General features: G+C 70.6%; 16 protein-coding genes. 10 read left to right on the forward strand and 6 right to left on the reverse strand.

Annotated elements, in window-relative coordinates:
* Window positions 1-56: 56 nt before the first annotated feature.
* Together BXA11_RS27925 and BXA11_RS27930 are read right to left on the reverse strand one after the other, a co-directional pair.
* A complete protein-coding gene (locus tag BXA11_RS27925) occupies window positions 57-719 on the reverse strand; it encodes a response regulator (RefSeq protein ID WP_275409733.1) in 663 nt (220 codons plus the stop codon).
* Window positions 716-1,867, reverse strand: coding sequence for a sensor histidine kinase (locus BXA11_RS27930; RefSeq protein ID WP_239105154.1), 1,152 nt, complete (start codon window positions 1,865-1,867; stop codon window positions 716-718). Before BXA11_RS27930 ends, BXA11_RS27925 begins: the two co-directional genes overlap by 4 nt.
* A 208-nt stretch (window positions 1,868-2,075) precedes the next feature.
* Here BXA11_RS27930 and BXA11_RS27935 point away from each other — a divergent pair, with 208 nt between their 5' ends.
* The 4 genes from BXA11_RS27935 to BXA11_RS27950 are packed head-to-tail and all read left to right on the forward strand — an operon-like array spanning window position 2,076 to window position 7,547.
* Complete coding sequence (locus tag BXA11_RS27935) at window positions 2,076-3,740, forward strand: extracellular solute-binding protein (protein WP_076439283.1); 1,665 nt, start codon at window positions 2,076-2,078, stop codon at window positions 3,738-3,740.
* Complete coding sequence (locus BXA11_RS27940) at window positions 3,737-4,732, forward strand: ABC transporter permease (RefSeq protein ID WP_373320634.1); 996 nt, start codon at window positions 3,737-3,739, stop codon at window positions 4,730-4,732. Before BXA11_RS27935 ends, BXA11_RS27940 begins: the two co-directional genes overlap by 4 nt.
* Window positions 4,729-5,640, forward strand: a complete 912-nt coding sequence (locus BXA11_RS27945) for a carbohydrate ABC transporter permease (RefSeq protein ID WP_076439286.1) — start codon at window positions 4,729-4,731, stop codon at window positions 5,638-5,640. The genes BXA11_RS27940 and BXA11_RS27945 overlap by 4 nt, the downstream gene beginning before the upstream one ends.
* Complete coding sequence (locus tag BXA11_RS27950) at window positions 5,640-7,547, forward strand: beta-galactosidase (protein WP_076439288.1); 1,908 nt, start codon at window positions 5,640-5,642, stop codon at window positions 7,545-7,547. Before BXA11_RS27945 ends, BXA11_RS27950 begins: the two co-directional genes overlap by 1 nt.
* Window positions 7,548-7,550: 3 nt before the next feature.
* Here BXA11_RS27950 and BXA11_RS27955 read toward each other — a convergent pair whose 3' ends face one another.
* Complete coding sequence (locus tag BXA11_RS27955; protein WP_051761674.1) at window positions 7,551-7,847, reverse strand: hypothetical protein; 297 nt, start codon at window positions 7,845-7,847, stop codon at window positions 7,551-7,553.
* Window positions 7,848-8,379: 532 nt separating this feature from the next.
* Here BXA11_RS27955 and BXA11_RS27960 point away from each other — a divergent pair.
* Window positions 8,380-8,778 (forward strand): STAS domain-containing protein, encoded by a 399-nt coding sequence (locus BXA11_RS27960; protein WP_083744629.1) that lies wholly within the window; start codon window positions 8,380-8,382, stop codon window positions 8,776-8,778.
* 141 nt (window positions 8,779-8,919) lie between these two features.
* The gene (locus tag BXA11_RS27965) at window positions 8,920-10,368 is read left to right on the forward strand and encodes an aminotransferase class I/II-fold pyridoxal phosphate-dependent enzyme (RefSeq protein ID WP_076439292.1); all 1,449 of its coding nucleotides are present in this window, start codon (window positions 8,920-8,922) and stop codon (window positions 10,366-10,368) included.
* Between the two features lie 19 nt (window positions 10,369-10,387).
* Here BXA11_RS27965 and BXA11_RS27970 read toward each other — a convergent pair whose 3' ends face one another.
* Entirely contained in the window at window positions 10,388-11,590 is a 1,203-nt protein-coding gene (locus tag BXA11_RS27970; RefSeq protein WP_239105155.1) for a carboxylate-amine ligase, read from the reverse strand.
* A 242-nt stretch (window positions 11,591-11,832) separates the two neighbouring features.
* Here BXA11_RS27970 and BXA11_RS27975 point away from each other — a divergent pair, with 242 nt between their 5' ends.
* On the forward strand, window positions 11,833-12,207 hold the full coding sequence (locus tag BXA11_RS27975) for an STAS domain-containing protein (RefSeq protein ID WP_051761672.1): 375 nt from the start codon (window positions 11,833-11,835) through the stop codon (window positions 12,205-12,207).
* A gap of 84 nt (window positions 12,208-12,291) precedes the next feature.
* Entirely contained in the window at window positions 12,292-12,711 is a 420-nt protein-coding gene (locus BXA11_RS27980) for an ATP-binding protein (protein WP_076439296.1), read from the forward strand.
* An 873-nt stretch (window positions 12,712-13,584) separates the two neighbouring features.
* Here BXA11_RS27980 and BXA11_RS27990 read toward each other — a convergent pair.
* A complete protein-coding gene (locus BXA11_RS27990) occupies window positions 13,585-13,833 on the reverse strand; it encodes a hypothetical protein (RefSeq protein ID WP_030507823.1) in 249 nt (82 codons plus the stop codon).
* 23 nt (window positions 13,834-13,856) lie between these two features.
* Window positions 13,857-14,903 carry an NAD-dependent epimerase/dehydratase family protein gene (locus BXA11_RS27995; RefSeq protein WP_076439300.1) on the reverse strand — a complete coding sequence of 349 codons (1,047 nt, stop codon included), beginning with the start codon at window positions 14,901-14,903 and terminating at the stop codon, window positions 13,857-13,859.
* Window positions 14,904-15,124: 221 nt separating this feature from the next.
* Between BXA11_RS27995 and mads6 the strand changes: the two genes are divergently transcribed.
* Window positions 15,125-16,528 carry a methylation-associated defense system protein kinase MAD6 gene (gene mads6, locus BXA11_RS28000; RefSeq protein WP_076439302.1) on the forward strand — a complete coding sequence of 468 codons (1,404 nt, stop codon included), beginning with the start codon at window positions 15,125-15,127 and terminating at the stop codon, window positions 16,526-16,528.
* Between the two features lie 61 nt (window positions 16,529-16,589).
* On the forward strand, window positions 16,590-17,003 hold a 414-nt coding region (locus tag BXA11_RS28005), incomplete at its 3' end, for a response regulator (protein ID WP_143734552.1).

The following is a 17,003-nucleotide window of genomic DNA, read 5'->3' on the forward strand; positions in this document are numbered from 1 at the left end:
ACCCCTCGCGGAGATCGCCCACATCGGCGATCTTCCTTCCCCCCCGCGCGAGGGAGTCAGCTCCCCGGAAGGATGAGCCCCGACTCGTAGGCGCGGATCACCGCCTGCACCCGGTCGCGCAGGCCCAGCTTGGACAGCACGTTGCTGACGTGCGTCTTCACCGTGTGCTCGCTGACGACGAGGCGCCCGGCGATCTCGGCGTTCGACAGCCCGCGCCCGAGCAGCTCCAGCGTCTCCCGCTCGCGGGCGGTGAGCGCGTCCAGACCGGCCGGAGCGGGCCGCGGCCTGGCCCTGCTCACCATGTCGCCGATCAGGCGGCGGGTGACCGAGGGCGCGAGCAGCGACTCCCCCGCCGCGACGACGCGTACGGCGTGCACGAGGTCGTCGCGGCGCACGTCTTTCAGCAGGAAGCCGCTGGCCCCCGCGTACAGGGCGTCGTAGACGTAGTCGTCCTGGTCGAACGTGGTCAGCATGACCACCCTGCAGCCGGTCTCGGCCGCTATGACCTTCGCGGCCTCGATGCCGTCCATACGCGGCATCCGGATGTCGAGGAGCACGACGTCGGGCCGCAGCGCCCGCACGGCCTCGACGGCGGCCCGGCCGTCGCCGGCCTCGCCGACGACCTCGATGTCCGGCTGCGCGTCCAGGATCATGGCGAACCCGCCGCGGACGAGTTCCTGGTCGTCCGCCACCACCACTCTGATCACCGGGCCGATCACCGGGCCACCGCCGTCTCCACGAGCGGGAGCCGTACGGTGACCCGGAAGCCGGCGCCGTCCGGCCCGGGACCGAAGGCGGCCCGGCCACCGCAGGCGGCGGCCCGCTCCCTGATGCCGATCAGCCCGTTGCCGCCGGCCGCCGGGCTCGGCGTTCCCGGCCCGCGTCCGTCGTCGATGACAGTGATCACGAGAGCGTCGTCCTCCCAGTCGACCGCCACGGTCGCCGACGCGGCCCGGGCGTGCTTGACGATGTTGGTAAGCGATTCCTGGACGACCCGATAGGCCGCGACGTCGAGGTCCGGAGGGACCGGCCGCGGTCGTCCCCGCACGGTGAGCGTCGTGCGCGGCCCGGTCGCGGACACCGCGGCGACCAGTTCGGGCACCCTGGCGAGCGTCGGCTGCGGACCCCGGGACGCCTCGGTCTCCTTGAGGACCCCGAGCATCCGCCTGAGCTGCGCCATCGCGTCCCGGCCCGCCGCCGCGATCGCGTCGAAGGTCTTCTCCGCCCGTTCGGGGTCGCCGCGCACGACCACCGGTCCGGCCTCGGCCTGCACGACCATCAGGCTGACCGCGTGCGCGAGGATGTCGTGCATGTCGCGGGCGATCCTGGCCCGCTCCCGCTCCGCCGCCCGCTCGGCCTCGATCTCCTTCTGCCGTTCGAGCTGCACGGCCCGTGCCTCCAGCGCGGCGGAGTACGCCTTCCGCATCGCGGCGGCCCGGCCGACGGCGTACGCACCGGCCCAGAGGACCACGCCGCGCGCCGTGGTGGCGAGTCCGGTCTGGATGAGGAATCCCAGACCGACGAAGGCCGCGGCCAGATAACGGCGCACGGGCGGACTCTTCTCCGCGACCGTGTACATCGCGACCAGCGAGCCGAACCAGATGGGCTGTGCGGGCTGGATCGGGTCGTACAACGCGTACCAGCCCATGGAGACGGCGACGACGAGGTGGCAGGTCACGGGCATGCGCCGCCGCCACAGCAGCGGGATCGAGGCCCCGAGCACCGGCAGATACTCGGCGACGGTCCAGGGCGGGCGGCCGGGAGCCGGCTGGGTGAAGAGGAAGGGCGCGGACTGACCGGCGAGCACCGCCAGCACGAGGACCGCGTCCACGACGGGCGGGGGCAGGCCCCGCAATCGGCTCTTCAATCGGCTCTGCAATCGGGACTTCAAGGACGACAGTGACACAACGCCTCAGTATCGCCAGTCCGGGGGGTCGGCGGATCGCCCGTACGAGCGATCCCGCGATGGCGATGAACGTTTCATGAAACCTTGTCGCCACTCCGTTAACCGGTTAATTTGTTCGGCCAGTAGACGAACTAAATGAACTCCGTCCCCGGCCGGAAGGATCGCACCCATGAGCCAACCCCCCGGCGGCCTCCTGACAAGCCGCCGCGGATTCCTCGGGCTGGTCGGCGCGGGCGCGCTCGCCGCCGCAGGCCTCACCGGCTGCGCGGCCAAGAAGGAAGTGTCCAAGGGCACCGCCGTCGCCGCCGACAAGCTCAAGGGCCTCGTGCCCACCCGCGTGCCGTTCCAGGTGCCGGGCCTGTCGCCCGACCTGCCGGCCTCCGAATTCGTCGAACCCGGCTTCCTGACCAGGCCGGGCACGACGGTCCAGGCCGTCACCGCCAAGCCGATCACCAGCGGCGCGGAGGTGAGGGCGATGACACCGCTGTGGGGCACCGTCCCTCCCGGCCTCGGCGACAACTCCTACTACGACGCCGTCAACGAGCGGCTCGGCGGGGTCGTCCGTTTCAACATCTCCGACGGCAACACCTACGTCGACAAGCTGAACACCCTGCTCGCCAGCGGCGACGTCCCCGAGATGATCCAGATCCCGGGCTGGAACATCGACTCCATCGCCCACTTCACCGAGGCGGCCAACAAGCTCTTCGCCGACCTGTCGCCCTACCTCGCGGGCGACAAGGCCAAGGAGTTCCCGCTGCTGGCCAACTACGACACCGCCGCATGGACGTACGGCGTGTTCGGCGGCGTGCTCCAGGGGATCCCGTGGCAGAACGCGCCCTACCCGTTCGCCACGATCGTCCGCACGGACATCCTCGACGAGCTCGGCCTGTCCGTGCCCAAGAGCGCCGACGACCTGCTCACGCTGGGCAGGGAGCTGACCGACCCGAAGAAGAAGCGCTGGGCGTTCGGCGACATGGGCCAGGAGCTCCAGCGGGCGTTCGGCGCCCCGCGCGAGTGGCGCAAGCAGCCCGACGGCACGCTGATCTACAAGTACGAGACGCCGGAGTTCCTGCAGTCGATCGAACTCATGACCAAGCTGTTCGAAGGGGGATACGTCCACCCGGACGTCGTGGCCAACCAGTTCGCCGACCACAAGGAGCCCTTCGGCAGCGGGCAGCTCGTCATGTACAAGGACGGGCTCGGCGCGATCCACGAAATCCTCGGCCGCTACCTGCCCAGCAACCCGAAGATCGACGTACGGGCGGCCGACCCCTATCCGGCCCACCCGGGCGGCAAGGTCATCGTCTGGCGCAACGAGCCCGCCGGCATGTTCTGCTTCATCAGGAAGGGCCTCGGCGACGCCCGCACCCGCGAGCTGCTCGGCATCGCCGACTGGTGCTCCGCGCCGTACGGCACGCAGGAGTACGACCTGGTGAACAACGGCGTCGAGGGCAAGCACTTCACGATCAAGGACGGGCAGGTCCAGCAGACCGCGCTCGGCCGCAAGGAGGTCGCCCCGACGTACCTGTTCCTGGCCGGACGGCCCGGCGCGATCACCGAGAACCAGTATCCCGGCTACGTCGAGGCGTACCACGGCTGGGAGCAGACGGCCTCGCGATACCTGGAGAACGACCCGTTCGTCGGCGTCCGGGTCGAGAGGCCGTCCAAGATGGCCGGGCTGACCCAGCCGACCGAGGACAAGATGAACGAGATCTTCCGCGGCAAGCGGCCGGTCTCGGAGTGGGCCCAGATCGTCAAGGACTGGCAGGAGCAGGGCGGCAACGAGGCCCGCGAGTTCTACATGAAGGTCGCCAGGGAGAACGGCCGGCTGTGAGCGCCGACGCGGACACGAAGAGCGTGACGGAGGTCCGGCCCGGGGCGACCCCGGCCGGGCCGCCCGTCGGCGCGCGGCAGGACTCCTTCGCCGCGCGGCTGCGCCGCGACTGGCCGCTGCTGGTCATGGCCATGCCGATGCTGGTGCTCGTCACCGCCTTCTGGTGGGTCCCCGCGCTGGGGAACGTCATCGCCTTCCAGGACTACAACCCGTTCAGCGGCGGCATCCTCGGCAGCCCGATCATCGGTTTCACCAACTTCGCCCAGCTGTTCGGCGACCCGCAGTTCATCCGGGCGGTGGTGAACACCCTGGGCATCACCGCGTTCCAGCTCGTCTTCTACTTCCCGGTGCCGATCGCGCTCGCGCTGCTGCTCAACAGCGTGGTCTCCGGGCGGCTGCGGGCCTTCATCCAGGGCGTCGTCTACCTGCCTTACTTCTTCTCGTGGGTGCTGGTGGTCGCGATCTTCCAGCAGATGTTCGGCGGCGCCGGCCTCATCGCGCAGATCCTGCGCGACCACGGGCACTCGGGCATCGACTGGATGACGAACTCCGACACGTTCATCCTGCTCGTGACCGCGGAGACGGTCTGGAAGGACGCCGGCTGGGGCGCGATCGTGTTCCTCGCCGCGCTCAGCACCATCGACCAGAACCTGTACGAGGCCGCCGCGGTCGACGGGGCCCGCCGATGGCGCCGCATGTGGCACATCACGCTGCCGGGCCTGCGCCCGGTCATCGTGCTGCTGCTGATCCTGCGGCTCGGCGACGCGCTCAACGTCGGCTTCGAGCAGTTCATGCTGCAGCGCGGCGCGGTCGGCAGCAAGGTGTCGGAGGTCTTCGACACCTTCGTCTACTGGTCCGGCCTGCGCACGGGCGACTTCGGCTACGGCGCGGCGGCGGGGCTGTTCAAGGGCCTGGTCGGGCTGGCGCTCATCCTGGTGGCCAACCGGGTGGCGCACGCCCTGGGCGAGCGGGGGGTGTATTCGCGGTCATGAGCACAACGAAGGTCTCCGGGCTCGCGCCCTGGGAGGAGCCGGGCTCGCTCGCGGGCCGGATCGGCAAGGGCGGTGTGCTCGCGCTCATCGTGCTCGCCGTGCTGCTGCCGCTCTACACGATCGTGCTGACCAGCCTGTCGTCGGCCGGCACGGTGAACCGGGTCGGCGGCCTGGTGCTGGTGCCGGACGGCATCACGTTCGACGCGTACCGCCAGATCTTCTCCGACAGCGTGGTCAGCCGCGCGGTGCTGGTCAGCACCGGCGTCACCGTCGTCGGCACCGCCGTCAGCCTCGGTGTGAGCGTCCTCGGAGCGTACGCGCTGTCGCGGCCGGGCACGCTGTTCCACCGGCCGATCCTGTTCTGCGTGCTGCTGATGTTCGTGTTCTTCCCCGGCCTGATCCCGACCTACCTGATGGTCGCCTCGCTCGGGCTGAAGGACACATACTGGTCGCTGATCCTGCCGTCGGCCGTGTCGGCCTTCAACGTCGTCGTGCTGCGCGCGTTCTTCATGAACATCCCGCGCGAGCTGCTCGACAGCGCCCGCATCGACGGCGCCGGGGAGTTCCGCATCCTGTGGCGGATCGTGCTGCCGCTGTCGAAGGCGGTCACGGCGGTGATCGGCCTGCTCTACGCGGTCGGCTACTGGAACGCGTGGTTCAACGCCATGCTCTACATCGACGACACCCGCATGTGGCCGCTGGCGCTGGTCCTGCGGTCGTACGTCGTGGACTCCAACCCGCTCCCCACGGCCACCGTGGGCGTGAACGGCTTCGGCCACGTCGCGCCGCCGACTCTCGCGATCAAGATGGCCATCGTCGCCATCGCCGTGCTGCCCGCCCTGGTCATCTACCCGTTCGTGCAGCGTCACTTCACCAAGGGCGTCATCATCGGCGCGATCAAGGGCTGATGTGCATGCCGCTTTGGTATGGAGGGGACTACAACCCGGAGCAGTGGCCCGAGGAGGTCTGGGCCGAGGACGTCGCGCTCATGCGCCGGGCCGGAGTCAACCTCGTCACCGTCGGCGTCTTCTCCTGGTCGCGGCTGGAGCCGTCCGAGGGCCGCTACACCTTCGGCTGGCTCGACCGGGTGCTCGATCTGCTCGCCGCCGGCGGGATCCGGGTGGACCTGGCCATCCCGACCGCCTCTCCTCCGCCCTGGTTCTCCCTGGCGCACCCCGACGCCCTGACCGTCACCCGGGACGGCGTACGGCTCACGCACGGCAGCCGCGACACCTACTGCGTGAGCGCCCCGGCGTACCGCGAGGCGTCGCTGCGGATCACGCGCGCCCTCGGCGAGCGCTACCGCGACCACCCCGCGACGGCGATGTGGCACGTGCACAACGAGTACGGCACGCCCTGCCACTGCGACCACGCCGCCGCGGCGTTCCGGGCCTGGCTGCGGGAGCGGTACGGCGGCCTCGACGCGCTGAACGACGCCTGGACGACCGCGTTCTGGGGCCAGCACTACTCGGACTGGGCCCAGATCACCCCGCCGCGGGCCACGCAGTATCTCCCCAACCCGGCGCAGGCGCTCGACTTCCGCAGGTTCGTCTCCGACGAGATGCTCGCCCACTTCACCGAGCAGCGCGACCTGCTGCGCGAGCTGACCCCCGGGGTGTCCGTCACCACCAACTACGTGCTGGCCGGCTGGGCCTGCGTGGACCACTGGAAGTGGTCGCGCGAGGTGGACCTCGTCGCGATCGACGACTATCCCTCGGGGCGGGGCATGGCGGCGGCCGGGCAGACCGCGTTCGCCGCCGATCTGGCCCGGTCGTGGGCGGGCGGGCGGCCCTGGCTGCTGATGGAGCAGGCCACGGGATACGTACTGGGCCCGCGCAAGGCGCCCAAGGAGCCCGGCGAGATCGCCAGGCACAGCCTGCAACACGTGGCCCGGGGCTCGAAGGGCGTGATGTTCTTCCAGTGGCGGGCCTCCCGCGGCGGCGCCGAGCAGTGGCATCCCGGCATGGTGCCGCACACCGGCCCGGACTCCCGCGTCTTCCGTGAGGTCTGCGCCCTGGGCGAGGCGCTGGAGCGCATTCCCGCACCCGTCGACGGCCCGCTCGCCGAGGCGGAGGTCGCCATCCTGTGGGACGAGGAGGCGTGGTGGGCGGTCCAGGGGCCAGGCCTGCCGTCCACCGAGATCGACTACCTGGCGGCCGTCGAGCAGGCCCACCGGGTGCTGTGGCGACAGGGTGTCCCCGCCTGCTTCGCCCATCCGTCGCACGATCTGCCGGCGTACCGCGCGGTCCTCGTGCCGAGCCTCTATCCGATCTCCGACGAGGCCGCCCGCAACCTCACGGCGTACGTGGAGGGCGGCGGCACGCTCGTCGTGTCGTTCTTCAGCGGGATCGCCGACGAGCACACCCGGATCAGGCCGGGCGGCTACCCGGGGGCGTTGCGCGAGATCCTCGGCATCCGCGTGGAGGAGTTCCACCCACTCGACGAGCCTGTCGAACTGCCGGAATTCGGCCAGGCGACGATGTGGAGCGAGATCGTCCACCTGGACGGGGCCGAGGCGGTCGCCCGCTACCCCGGCGGCGGGCCCGCCGTCACGCGCCACCGCCACGGCGGCGGCACGGCGTGGTACGTCTCGACGCGGCTCGACGATTCCGGCTACGCCCGGGTCCTCGCCCGCGCCGGGCTGGCCGGGAGCGGCGTCCCCGGCGTCGAGGTCGTACGCCGCCAGGACCTGGTCTTCGCCGTCAACCACACAGAAGACGAGCAGCCCGTGCCGGTTCACGGCACCGACCTGATCACCGGCAGGCCCGTCGGCGGCAGGCTCGGCCCCGGCCGGTACGTCGTCGTGCGCCTGTAAGGGTCAGCGTCCGACGGGGATCCGGGGAGCCGGCGTCTCGGCGGGCGGCCGGCGGTGCCGGGCGGCCTCCTCCGTCTCCGGCTGCGTCTGCTCCCGCGTGGGGCGGCCCTCGGCCCTCCGGATCTCGTTCTCCAGGTCGTCCGCCGTCTGCGCCTCCAGCATGCGGGGCACGATCGCGGTCCCGGCCCGGGGGACGGCCCAGAAGCTTCCGGTGCGCTCGCCGTACCAGACCATCCAGCCGGGCGCCCTGGCCGTGAGCGCCCGCGCCGCGTTCCTGCCCGCGGTGATCTCGTCCGCCATGCCGATCCTCCCGTTCGCCGTACTTCCGGGGAACCGGCCCTCTACCCGCGCGCGGACGGGTCAAGCGCCGGCGCCTGGCATTCCCGTGACCTTCCGGATGGACCGGTCAGGCGTGAGCCACGGGCCCGGCAAGGTCGGTAATGCGCTCCTCAAAAAGGAATGGGAAGAGTAAGCATTTTTCGAGAAAGGCGGGATGCGTCTCATTTGTCTGGCTAGCTGGTATATTTGAGGAACTCCAGTCTCCATATCCGCGAGACCGGGCGGCCCGCGCCGGCCACCGCGTCCGCAAGCCCGCCTCCGGCGATCACCCGAAGGCCGCGAGCCCCTGTGGGACAGGGGTTTCCCCGTGATCCCGGGAGCTTCGGGACACACTCCACAAGATCGCCGAAGGTCCCAACTTCTTTACCTATTTGCCACATTCTGGCGTACAGGTGGGATTGCTGGACGTACCCGCATACCATCGACCGTCGCGCATTACCGCGACCTGACACTCTGCCGGGTAGCGTCGCTTAAGACAGTACGCCCGAAAAATATGGATGAAGGCGCGTATATGACAACGCAGCAGCTCGAGATTACTGTGAGCGATCACCAGCCGGCCGTCGTGGTCGCGCTGCGAGGTGAACTCGACATCGCCAGCGGGGACATGCTCCGGAGGGCGATCAGGAATCTTGTCCGCCAGGGTCGCATCAGGATCGTGGTGGATGCGTCCGGTCTGCGGTTCTGCGACTCCTGCGGCCTCGAAGCGCTACTGGACGCCCGGGACGACATCGAGAAGGCCTCGGGTTCCGTGCGACTCACCGGAGTTCACGGCATCTTGAAGATCGTCCTTGAGGCGACCCGGCTGCGCGACACGTTCGTCATCGACGGCACGCCCGTCGAAGCCGTCGCCGCAATGGTGCTGTCGGCCTCGCACGACGTGTCCATGGTCTGAACACCCGATTGACCGCCGCCCCCGCCCTCTCGCCGAGGGCGGGGGCTTTCGACCGCCTGCCGCGGTCGTTTGTGCCGGTCAGGTCCGGGTACGCGCGGACGGAGGGAACGGCCCCACGCCGTTCAGGGGAGGAACACGGACATGGATCAGTCCCGTGCACCCGTGCTGGAAGCGCTCGCGGCCTATCACCGGCGGGGAGACGTCAACTTCACGCCTCCGGGCCACAAGCAGGGGCGGGGGGTCGATCCCCGGGTTCGGGACGTCCTGGGCGAGGACCTCTTCAAGAACGACGTGATGATCATGAACGGCCTGGACGACCGGCTGCAGACCAACGGCGTGCTCGAAGAGGCGCAGCAGCTCATGGCGGAGGCGGTCAACGCCGAGCAGGCGTTCTTCTCCACCTGTGGCAGCTCCCTGTCGGTCAAGAGCGCCATGCTCTCCGTGGCCGGTCCCGGGGAGAGCCTGCTGGTCGCCCGCAACGCCCACAAGTCGGTCATCTCGGCACTGATCCTGAGCGGCGTCCAGCCCGTCTGGGTGCACGGGGACTGGGACGGCGACCTGCACATGTCGTATCCGCCCACGCCGGAGGCGGTGGAGGAGGCCTTCAAGGCGGCCCCGGACGCCAAGGGCGTCATCGTCGCCAGCCCGGTGGACTACGGCACCTGCGGCGACCTGCAGGGGATCAACGAGGTGTGCCGCCGGTATGACCGGACGTTCATCGTGGACGAGGCGTGGGGCGCCCATCTGCCGTTCCACGAGGACCTGCCCACGTGGGGCATGAACGCCGGGGCCGACCTGTGCGTGACGAGCGTCCACAAGATGGGCAACGGGCTGGAGCAGAGCTCGGTGTTCCATCTGCAGGGCAACCGGGTGGACCCGGCCGTGCTCAAGGCCCGCGAGGACCTGCTCGGCACGACCAGCCCCTCCACTCTGATCTACGCGGCGCTCGACGGCTGGCGCAGGCAGATGGTGGAGCACGGCGAGGACCTGCTCGACCGCACGCTGGGGCTCGCGGAGTCGGTCCGCAGGGAGATCGGCAAGATGCACGGCCTGTGGGTGCTGAACAAGGAGAACACGGGCGCCTTCGACGTCGACCCGCTGAAGATCGTGATCGACGTGTCGGGGCTCGGCGTCGACGGCTACCACGCCGCCGACTGGGTGCGCGAGCGCTGCCACGTCAACCTCTCCCTGAGCGACCACCGCCGCGTCAGCGCCGAGATCACCGTCGCCGACGGCGAGGAGACGGCCGGCATGCTGCTCGACGCGCTGCGCGCCCTGTCGTCGGCCCGCGACCTGCCGCCCGCGGCCGTGATCGACCTGCCCGAGCCGGGCGAGCTGGAGCTGGACATCGCGATGCTGCCCAGGGACGCGTTCTTCGGCCGGGTCGAGAACGTGCCCACCGGTCAGGCGGTGGGCCGGATCGTTGCCGAGATGGTGACGCCGTACCCGCCGGGCGCGCCCGCCCTGTGCCCGGGCGAGCGCGTCACCCAGCCGGTGCTGAGCTATCTGACCAGCGGGCTCGAAGGCGGCATGAACATCCCCGACGTCAGCGACCCCAGCCTGAAGACGCTCCGCGTCGTCGCGGAGTGACGGTTCAGGACCGGCCCGGTCAGGCCCAGCAGGAGGCGGTCGTCTGCGCCGTGAGCAGCTCGGCCACGTCGTGCAGCAGGCCGCGCCGGGCGTACGCCGCCCGCTGACGCGCCGCCCCCGACCCACTGCGGCGCAGCCGCTCGAGCTGGTCGGTCAGCGGCGTCCAGTCGCCGTTCTCCTCCAGCACCGGCCGCACGTGTTCGAGCAGGCGGTCGACCAGCCGCCAAGCCGGCACCCTGCCTCCAGAAACCCCGGCTCCGGAAAACCCGGCTCCTCCGAGCAGATCGAGGGCGTCGCCGTCCACGCCGTCACGGGCGGCCCTCCAGTAGGCCGCCCGCAGCAGGGTGTCCTCGACCTCGGGGGCGGGCGCGCCGGCCCGCACCTCGCGCAGCGCCGTCTCGGCCAGCCCCCGCACCAGTCCGGCGAGCAGCACGGTCTCCGCGGCCGTCGGGCACACGTCGGCCGCGCGGATCTCCAGCGTCGGCACGTGATCGGACGGGCGGACCAGCCAGTAGATCATCCCGCGGTCGAGGATCGTTCCTCCGGCGAGCATGCCGTTGACCAGGCTCTCGTAGTGCTCGGCCGATCGGAAGAACGGCGGTGGCTCCGCGCTCGGCCACCTGCCCATCATCAGCGCGCGCCAGCTCGCGTAGCCGGTGTCCCGGCCGTCCGCGATCGGCGAGTTGGCCGCGAGCGCCTGCAGGATCGGGAGCCAGGGCCGCAGGTGGTTGCTGACCTGCACCGCCTCCTCGCGGTCCGCGATCCCGACGTGGATGTGGCAGCCGCAGACGCCCTGACAGTCCATGATCGCCCCGAATTCGCGGAGCATGTCCTGATAGCGAGGGCACGACGACAGCGGCGGCACTCCCGCGTTGCCGTCCAGGGCGGTGCCGCACGCGAGGAGCGCGAGCCCCGCGCTCGCGGCGGCGCGGGCGGCCGCGCGGCGCATGTCCAGCAGATCGCCGTGCAGATCGTGCAGGCCGGTGTGCACGGCGCTGTTGCTCTCCAGTTGGAACTGCGTCAGTTCGAACACCAGCCGGTCCGCCCCCGGCCCTGCCGCCCGCTCGCGGATCGTCCGCGCCGCCGGGACGACCCGTCCAGTTCGCGGGTCGGCGAGCAGGAACTCCTCCTCGACTCCGAGCGTGAGCGTCGCCGAACTCACCGGTGCCTGCGCGACGAGGGAGGGTCCATGCGTGGCGTCGAACTGGACCTCCCTTGTCACGTCTGGCATAAGCGGTCTTTTCAGGAGGGGTCCAGTTGGTTAGTCCCCCACTCCCCCCGGCCATCGGGCAGGAAACCCCACATGGCGTTTCTTGACCGTCCGGCTCTCCTCAGGCCGTACGTCCCGGTACCGGGACGTCGCTGCTCTAGACTGGCGAACCTGGCCGGGATTTCGGCCAGGCCCGTCCCCCTGCTTCCCCCCACCGTCCGCTCGTCCCCGCAGCGTCCGCCGAGGTGTGTTCCGTGACCGCCGCCGTCGTACTGACCCCCGTGTCCGCCCCGGTCGCCGACCACGTGCTGGTCGTCGCGCTCGACGGCGCCCTGGACTACACGAACGCCGAGCTGTTGCGCCGCGACGTCGAGGCGGTCCTCGGCGCGGAGCACCGCGAACTCGTCCTCGACCTGAGCGACTTGGGCTTCTGCGACTCCACGGGCATCCGGATCCTGCTGTCCATACGGAAGTTGATGCAGGAGCGCGACGGCGCGGTGACGCTGGCGGGCCCGAACGCCCGGCTGGCGAGGATCTTCAGACTCACCGGATTGATCAATGCCTTCACCGTCGCGCCGAGTTTGGCCGAGGCCCTCGACGCGGTCGGCGCGCGGTCAACTCCCAGGTGAAGGCAGGCAAAGGGTAACGAGACGGTAGCCTCGAAGGCATCGGGCGGCAGACCCGGCCGGGAAAGACGGCGGCGAGGAGGACAGGTGGTGGATCATCGCCGGCAGTGGCCGATTACGGATGATCTCGCGGCGCTGCGCGAGAACATCCAGCGCTACGCCGCGCAGGCGGGTCTCACCGGCCCCCGGCTGGACGATCTCGTCATCGCCGCCAACGAGGCCGCCATCAACGTGCTCGAACACGGAGGGGGTGCCGGCACGCTGGCGATCTCCTGCGACGGCGGCGTGCTCGCCGTCGACGTCGCCGACCGCGTCGGCGTCCTGCGGCCCGGCGCCGTGCCGAGCGAGCGGCCCAGCGGCCGCGGCGACCGCGGCTTCGGCCTGTGGCTCATGGGCGAGCTGTGCGACTCGGTGACCATCGACCGGATCCCCGGGCAGTCCACGATCCGGCTGTCCATGCAGGTCGGCGAGGGTGCCGCCCTGGGGCGCAGCGCCCACTCCGTCTGAGCGGGCGCCCGCCCCGTCGCGGACCCAGGAGGCGCCGGGCTGAACCCTGCGTCTCGTCCCCCGGCCTGCCCCCGGTCGGCCCCTGGTTGACCCTGGTTATCGTCCGGATCCCGTAAACCGGGCCGTCACGGCTCTCCGGCCGCCTTAACCTGGGTCCGCGACCACCTCCTCATGGCTGCTGGACGGCTACCTGAGGAATGCCCATGACGCGGCGGCAACCGCGATCAGGGCGCAGAGGCGGATGGTCCGGGGTGTGCTGTCAACCACGTCCCGGACCGCTCTGGCCACCTCGCCGATCCACGAGCCGAACTCCGGGTCGTGAATCCGCCCTTCGTGACGGCGTCCCCCGCTCCCGCGGGGCCTGATAGCAGTCATCGGGGCCCCCTCCCCATATGCGCTGTCCGAGATCGATGTCTCGGAACTGTCGATCGGCCCGATCAGGAATCCGTTGCCTGCCGGTCCGAGGCGCACCATGGGCGGAATCCCCGCCGCTGCCGCGCCGCCGACCCGGTAGGAGGGATTCCGGACCTTTCCCTGATGTTCACAGGTGACCCACCGCGCACGCAACGAATACGAGCGGGATTCGAGGTTCCGTACGAAGGGTGACGATCAGATCACAGCTTGCGATAGCTTTTGATCCTGATTTGTCCAGCAATGCGAAGTTGGCTGTCCGATTTGTCCGTCGCGCTTTCCGGAATTTTGGGTCAGCGCGCGACACGCCGCCATTTGTCTCAGAGGACGGCATCGGGCGGCATATCCGGGCCGCCGCGCCACGTCTCCACAAGGCCGGGACCGCGCTCGGATGGGGATGTGTCCAAGACGATGTTACCGAAAGTGACGCCTCCGTCACGCATCAACGACCGGGTGGCGGCTTCAGCCCCCGAGGTCGCGTACGGCGTTCTCGAGGCACCGCGTGAGCGCCTCCACCCGCTCCTCCGTCACCGGCTCGTCGCCGTGGGCCTCGGGCAGGTCCGCGCGGCGCACCACCACGAGCGCGCGGTGCCTCTCGTCGATCTCGTCGAGCGGCAGCACGCGGCACTCGCCCCGGACGAAGACCAGCGCGACGTCCGGGTCGGCCGACTCCAGCAGCCGCCGTACGCAGTCGGGGTCCAGCAGCGCCATCGCGCCTCCCTCGCCGGTGTCTCCTACGGCCGCGTGCCCGCGCCCGTCGTGACCTCCTTGATCCGCTCCCGGCCCGAGTCGGGCGCGAGCGGCGGGGTCTGCATGCCCGCCCCGCGCCGCATTCCCTCGATCACGGCGCGCAGGGCGTCCACCGCGCTGTGCCGGGGCCGCCAGCCCAGCTCCTCGCGGGCGCGGGAGGTGTCCATGATCGGCACCTGCAGGACCATCTCCACCATGCCGGGCGAGGCCGGGATCAGCCGCAGATGCCAGCCGGCCGACACCGCCGTGCGCACCACCGCGGCAGGGACCGGCACCCGCCGCGCGCCGAGCAGGTCCGCCAGCACCACGGGGTCGATCACGGGGTCGGCGGCGATGTTGAACGCCCCCCGCACGTCGCGGGTGAGCGCCAGCCGGAACGCCTCGCCGGCGTCCCGCGAGTGGAGCGCCTGGAACCGCAGGCGCGGCATGTCCGGCACGAACGGGATCAGCTCCGCCCGCACCAGCCGCTGCGGCAGGAACGGCCCGGCGAACAGCCGCCGCTGCTCGGTCGCGGCCTCCTCCTTGAAGATGAACCCCGGGCGCATCCGCACCACGCGGATGTCCGGGTGGTCGCGCTCGAAGATGTCGAGCACGCGCTCGATGTAGGCCTTCTCCCGTCCGTACGCGGCGTTCGGCCAGCCATGGGTCGGCCAGGACTCGTCGACGGGCGGGTCCTTCGGCCCGGGCGAGTACGCCCCCACGGACGACGAGCAGACGAGGACGGAGACCCCGGCGCGGACGGCGGCGTCGAAGACGCGCATGCTGCCGAGCACGTTGGAGTTCCAGGTGGTGATCGGGTCGTGCGAGGGCTGGAACAGCCAGGCCAGGTGCACGACCGCGTCGGCGCCGGCGAAGATCGGATCGAGGTCGTCCCTGAAGACGTCGGCCGTACGCCACTCGGTCTTCGCCGGCTGCCAGCCCGGCTTCCGCCTGGCCACGCCGACGACGGAGGTCACTCCGGGCTCGGATTCCAGGGCCGCGAGCACGCTCGTGCCGACGTTTCCGCTCGCACCAACCACGACAACTCGCATGAAAGACTCCGTTTCCCGGCATCAGTCGTCACAAACCGCGATTGCGGCCATCCCCGACAAATCGACGATCATGCACCCCACGCTCGCCCGGCTGGAGCGAGCCCCAAGATGGAGCTCCAGATTTCCCCTGGGACAATGCGGGGAAATCAGTGGTGGCGCGGGAATACCGCTACCTAGGAGGATTAAGTTCTCAATCTGGTCAGAGAGGCGGAGCGGCAGAGATGGCTCAGATCGTCGGTGGCGGACGCCCCGTCAATGACGCCGAGCGAAGGGTCATCGCGCACCTGCGGGACAACGCCCCTGACGACTGGCTGTTGCTGCACAACATCGAGATCCCGCGCGGGGCCGACCTGTTCGAGGTGGACGTGGTCGTGCTCACCGGCCACTCGCTCGTGGTGATCGACGTGAAGGGAGCCCGGGGCCGGTTCGAGGTGTCGGGCACCCGGTGGTTCCCCCAGCACCGGGAGGCGTTCGGCTCGCCGGTGGCCAAGCTGCGCGGCACCGCGCGGGCGCTGAAGGGCCTGCTGATCGAGGAGCACCGCGAGCTGGAGCGGTTGTACGTCGACAACGTGGTGGTGCTGACCGCCCCCGGAGCCGTCCTCGTCGACCCCAGCGGCCGGGACGCCCGGCACGTCACCACGATCCCCGGGCTCATCCCCATGCTCAGCGACGCGTCCCGGGTGCGGCACGGATGCAGCCGCGACGCCGAGCCGTACCGCACCGCGATCCTGGAGGCGCTGAACGGCACCGTGCGCCGCTCGACCGCGCCCCCGCGCTTCGGCAACTGGGAGGTGGAGGAGCAGCTCGGCGGTGACAGCCGGGTCACCGAGTATCGCGCCGTCAACTCGACCGCCCCGACCAGCGGGACCGTGCTGCTGCGGGTCTACCGCGCCGACCCGATGGCCGAGCAGCGGCGGCGGGTGGCCGAGCAGCGCCGGATCGCCAACGCCTACCAGTCGCTCGCGAAGATCCCGCCACATCCCTGCGTCGTACGCTCACGGGACTTCTTCGCGATCGACGACGAGAGCCGGTTCGTGCTCGTGCTCGACGACGTCCACGGGCAGGCCCTGCACCTGCACCTCACCGGGCGGAAGCTGGGCATCGACGCCAAGCTCGCCGTGATGGAGGACATGCTGGACGGCCTCGCCCACGTCCACGCCAACAACGTCATCCACCGGGCGCTGACCCCCGCCTGCGTGCTCGTCACCGACGACGGGAACGGGATGCTGACCGGCTTCGACTACGCCAAGCCCGGCCCGCGCAAGCACACCGTGGCCAACGAGCTGCCCAACATCCTCGACGTCCACTACGTCGCTCCCGAGTGCCGGGCCCGCCCCGACCGGATGACCCCCGCCGCCGACGTGTACTCGGCCGGGGTGATCGCCTTCCAGCTCCTCACCGGCGAGCTGCCCGCGCCCGGCGTGGACGCCGAGCCGGACGCCGGAGGCGTCGCCCCCGAGGTCATGGACCTCGTACGGCGGATGCGCGACCCCACACCGGCCAAGCGGCCCGACGCGGCCACGGCCCTCGCGGAGCTGCGGGTGGCCCGCGACGCCCAGCCCCGGCGGCGCGCGCCGTTCGGCGGCAGGATCAGGAGCGCACTGCGCCGCCTGTCCCGTCACTGAGAGCCGGACACGGGACCTTCGCCACTTCTCCCATGACCCGGGAAAGGCTAGCCTCCAGGTCATGATTCGGGTGTTCCTGGTGGACGACCACGAGGTCGTACGGCGTGGGGTGGCGGCGTTGCTGGACGCCGAGGACGACATCGAGATCGTCGGCGAGGCGGGGACGGCCGAGTCGGCCGTGGCCCGCATCCCCGCGCTGAAGCCGGACGTGGCGGTGCTCGACGTGCGCCTGCCCGACGGCAGCGGCGTGGACGTCTGCCGTGAGGTGCGCTCGAAGGTGCCCGGCCTGGCCTGCCTGATGCTGACCTCCTACGCCGACGACGAGGCGTTGTTCAACGCGGTCATGGCCGGGGCGGCCGGTTATGTGCTCAAGCAGATCCACGGCTCTGACCTGGTGGGCGCGGTGCGCACGGTGGCCGGCGGGCAGTCGCTGCTCGACCCGCAGACCACGGCCGCGATGCTGCACCGGCTGCGC

The sequence above is a fragment of the Microbispora rosea genome (genome assembly GCF_900156315.1).
Lineage (GTDB): Bacteria > Actinomycetota > Actinomycetes > Streptosporangiales > Streptosporangiaceae > Microbispora > Microbispora rosea.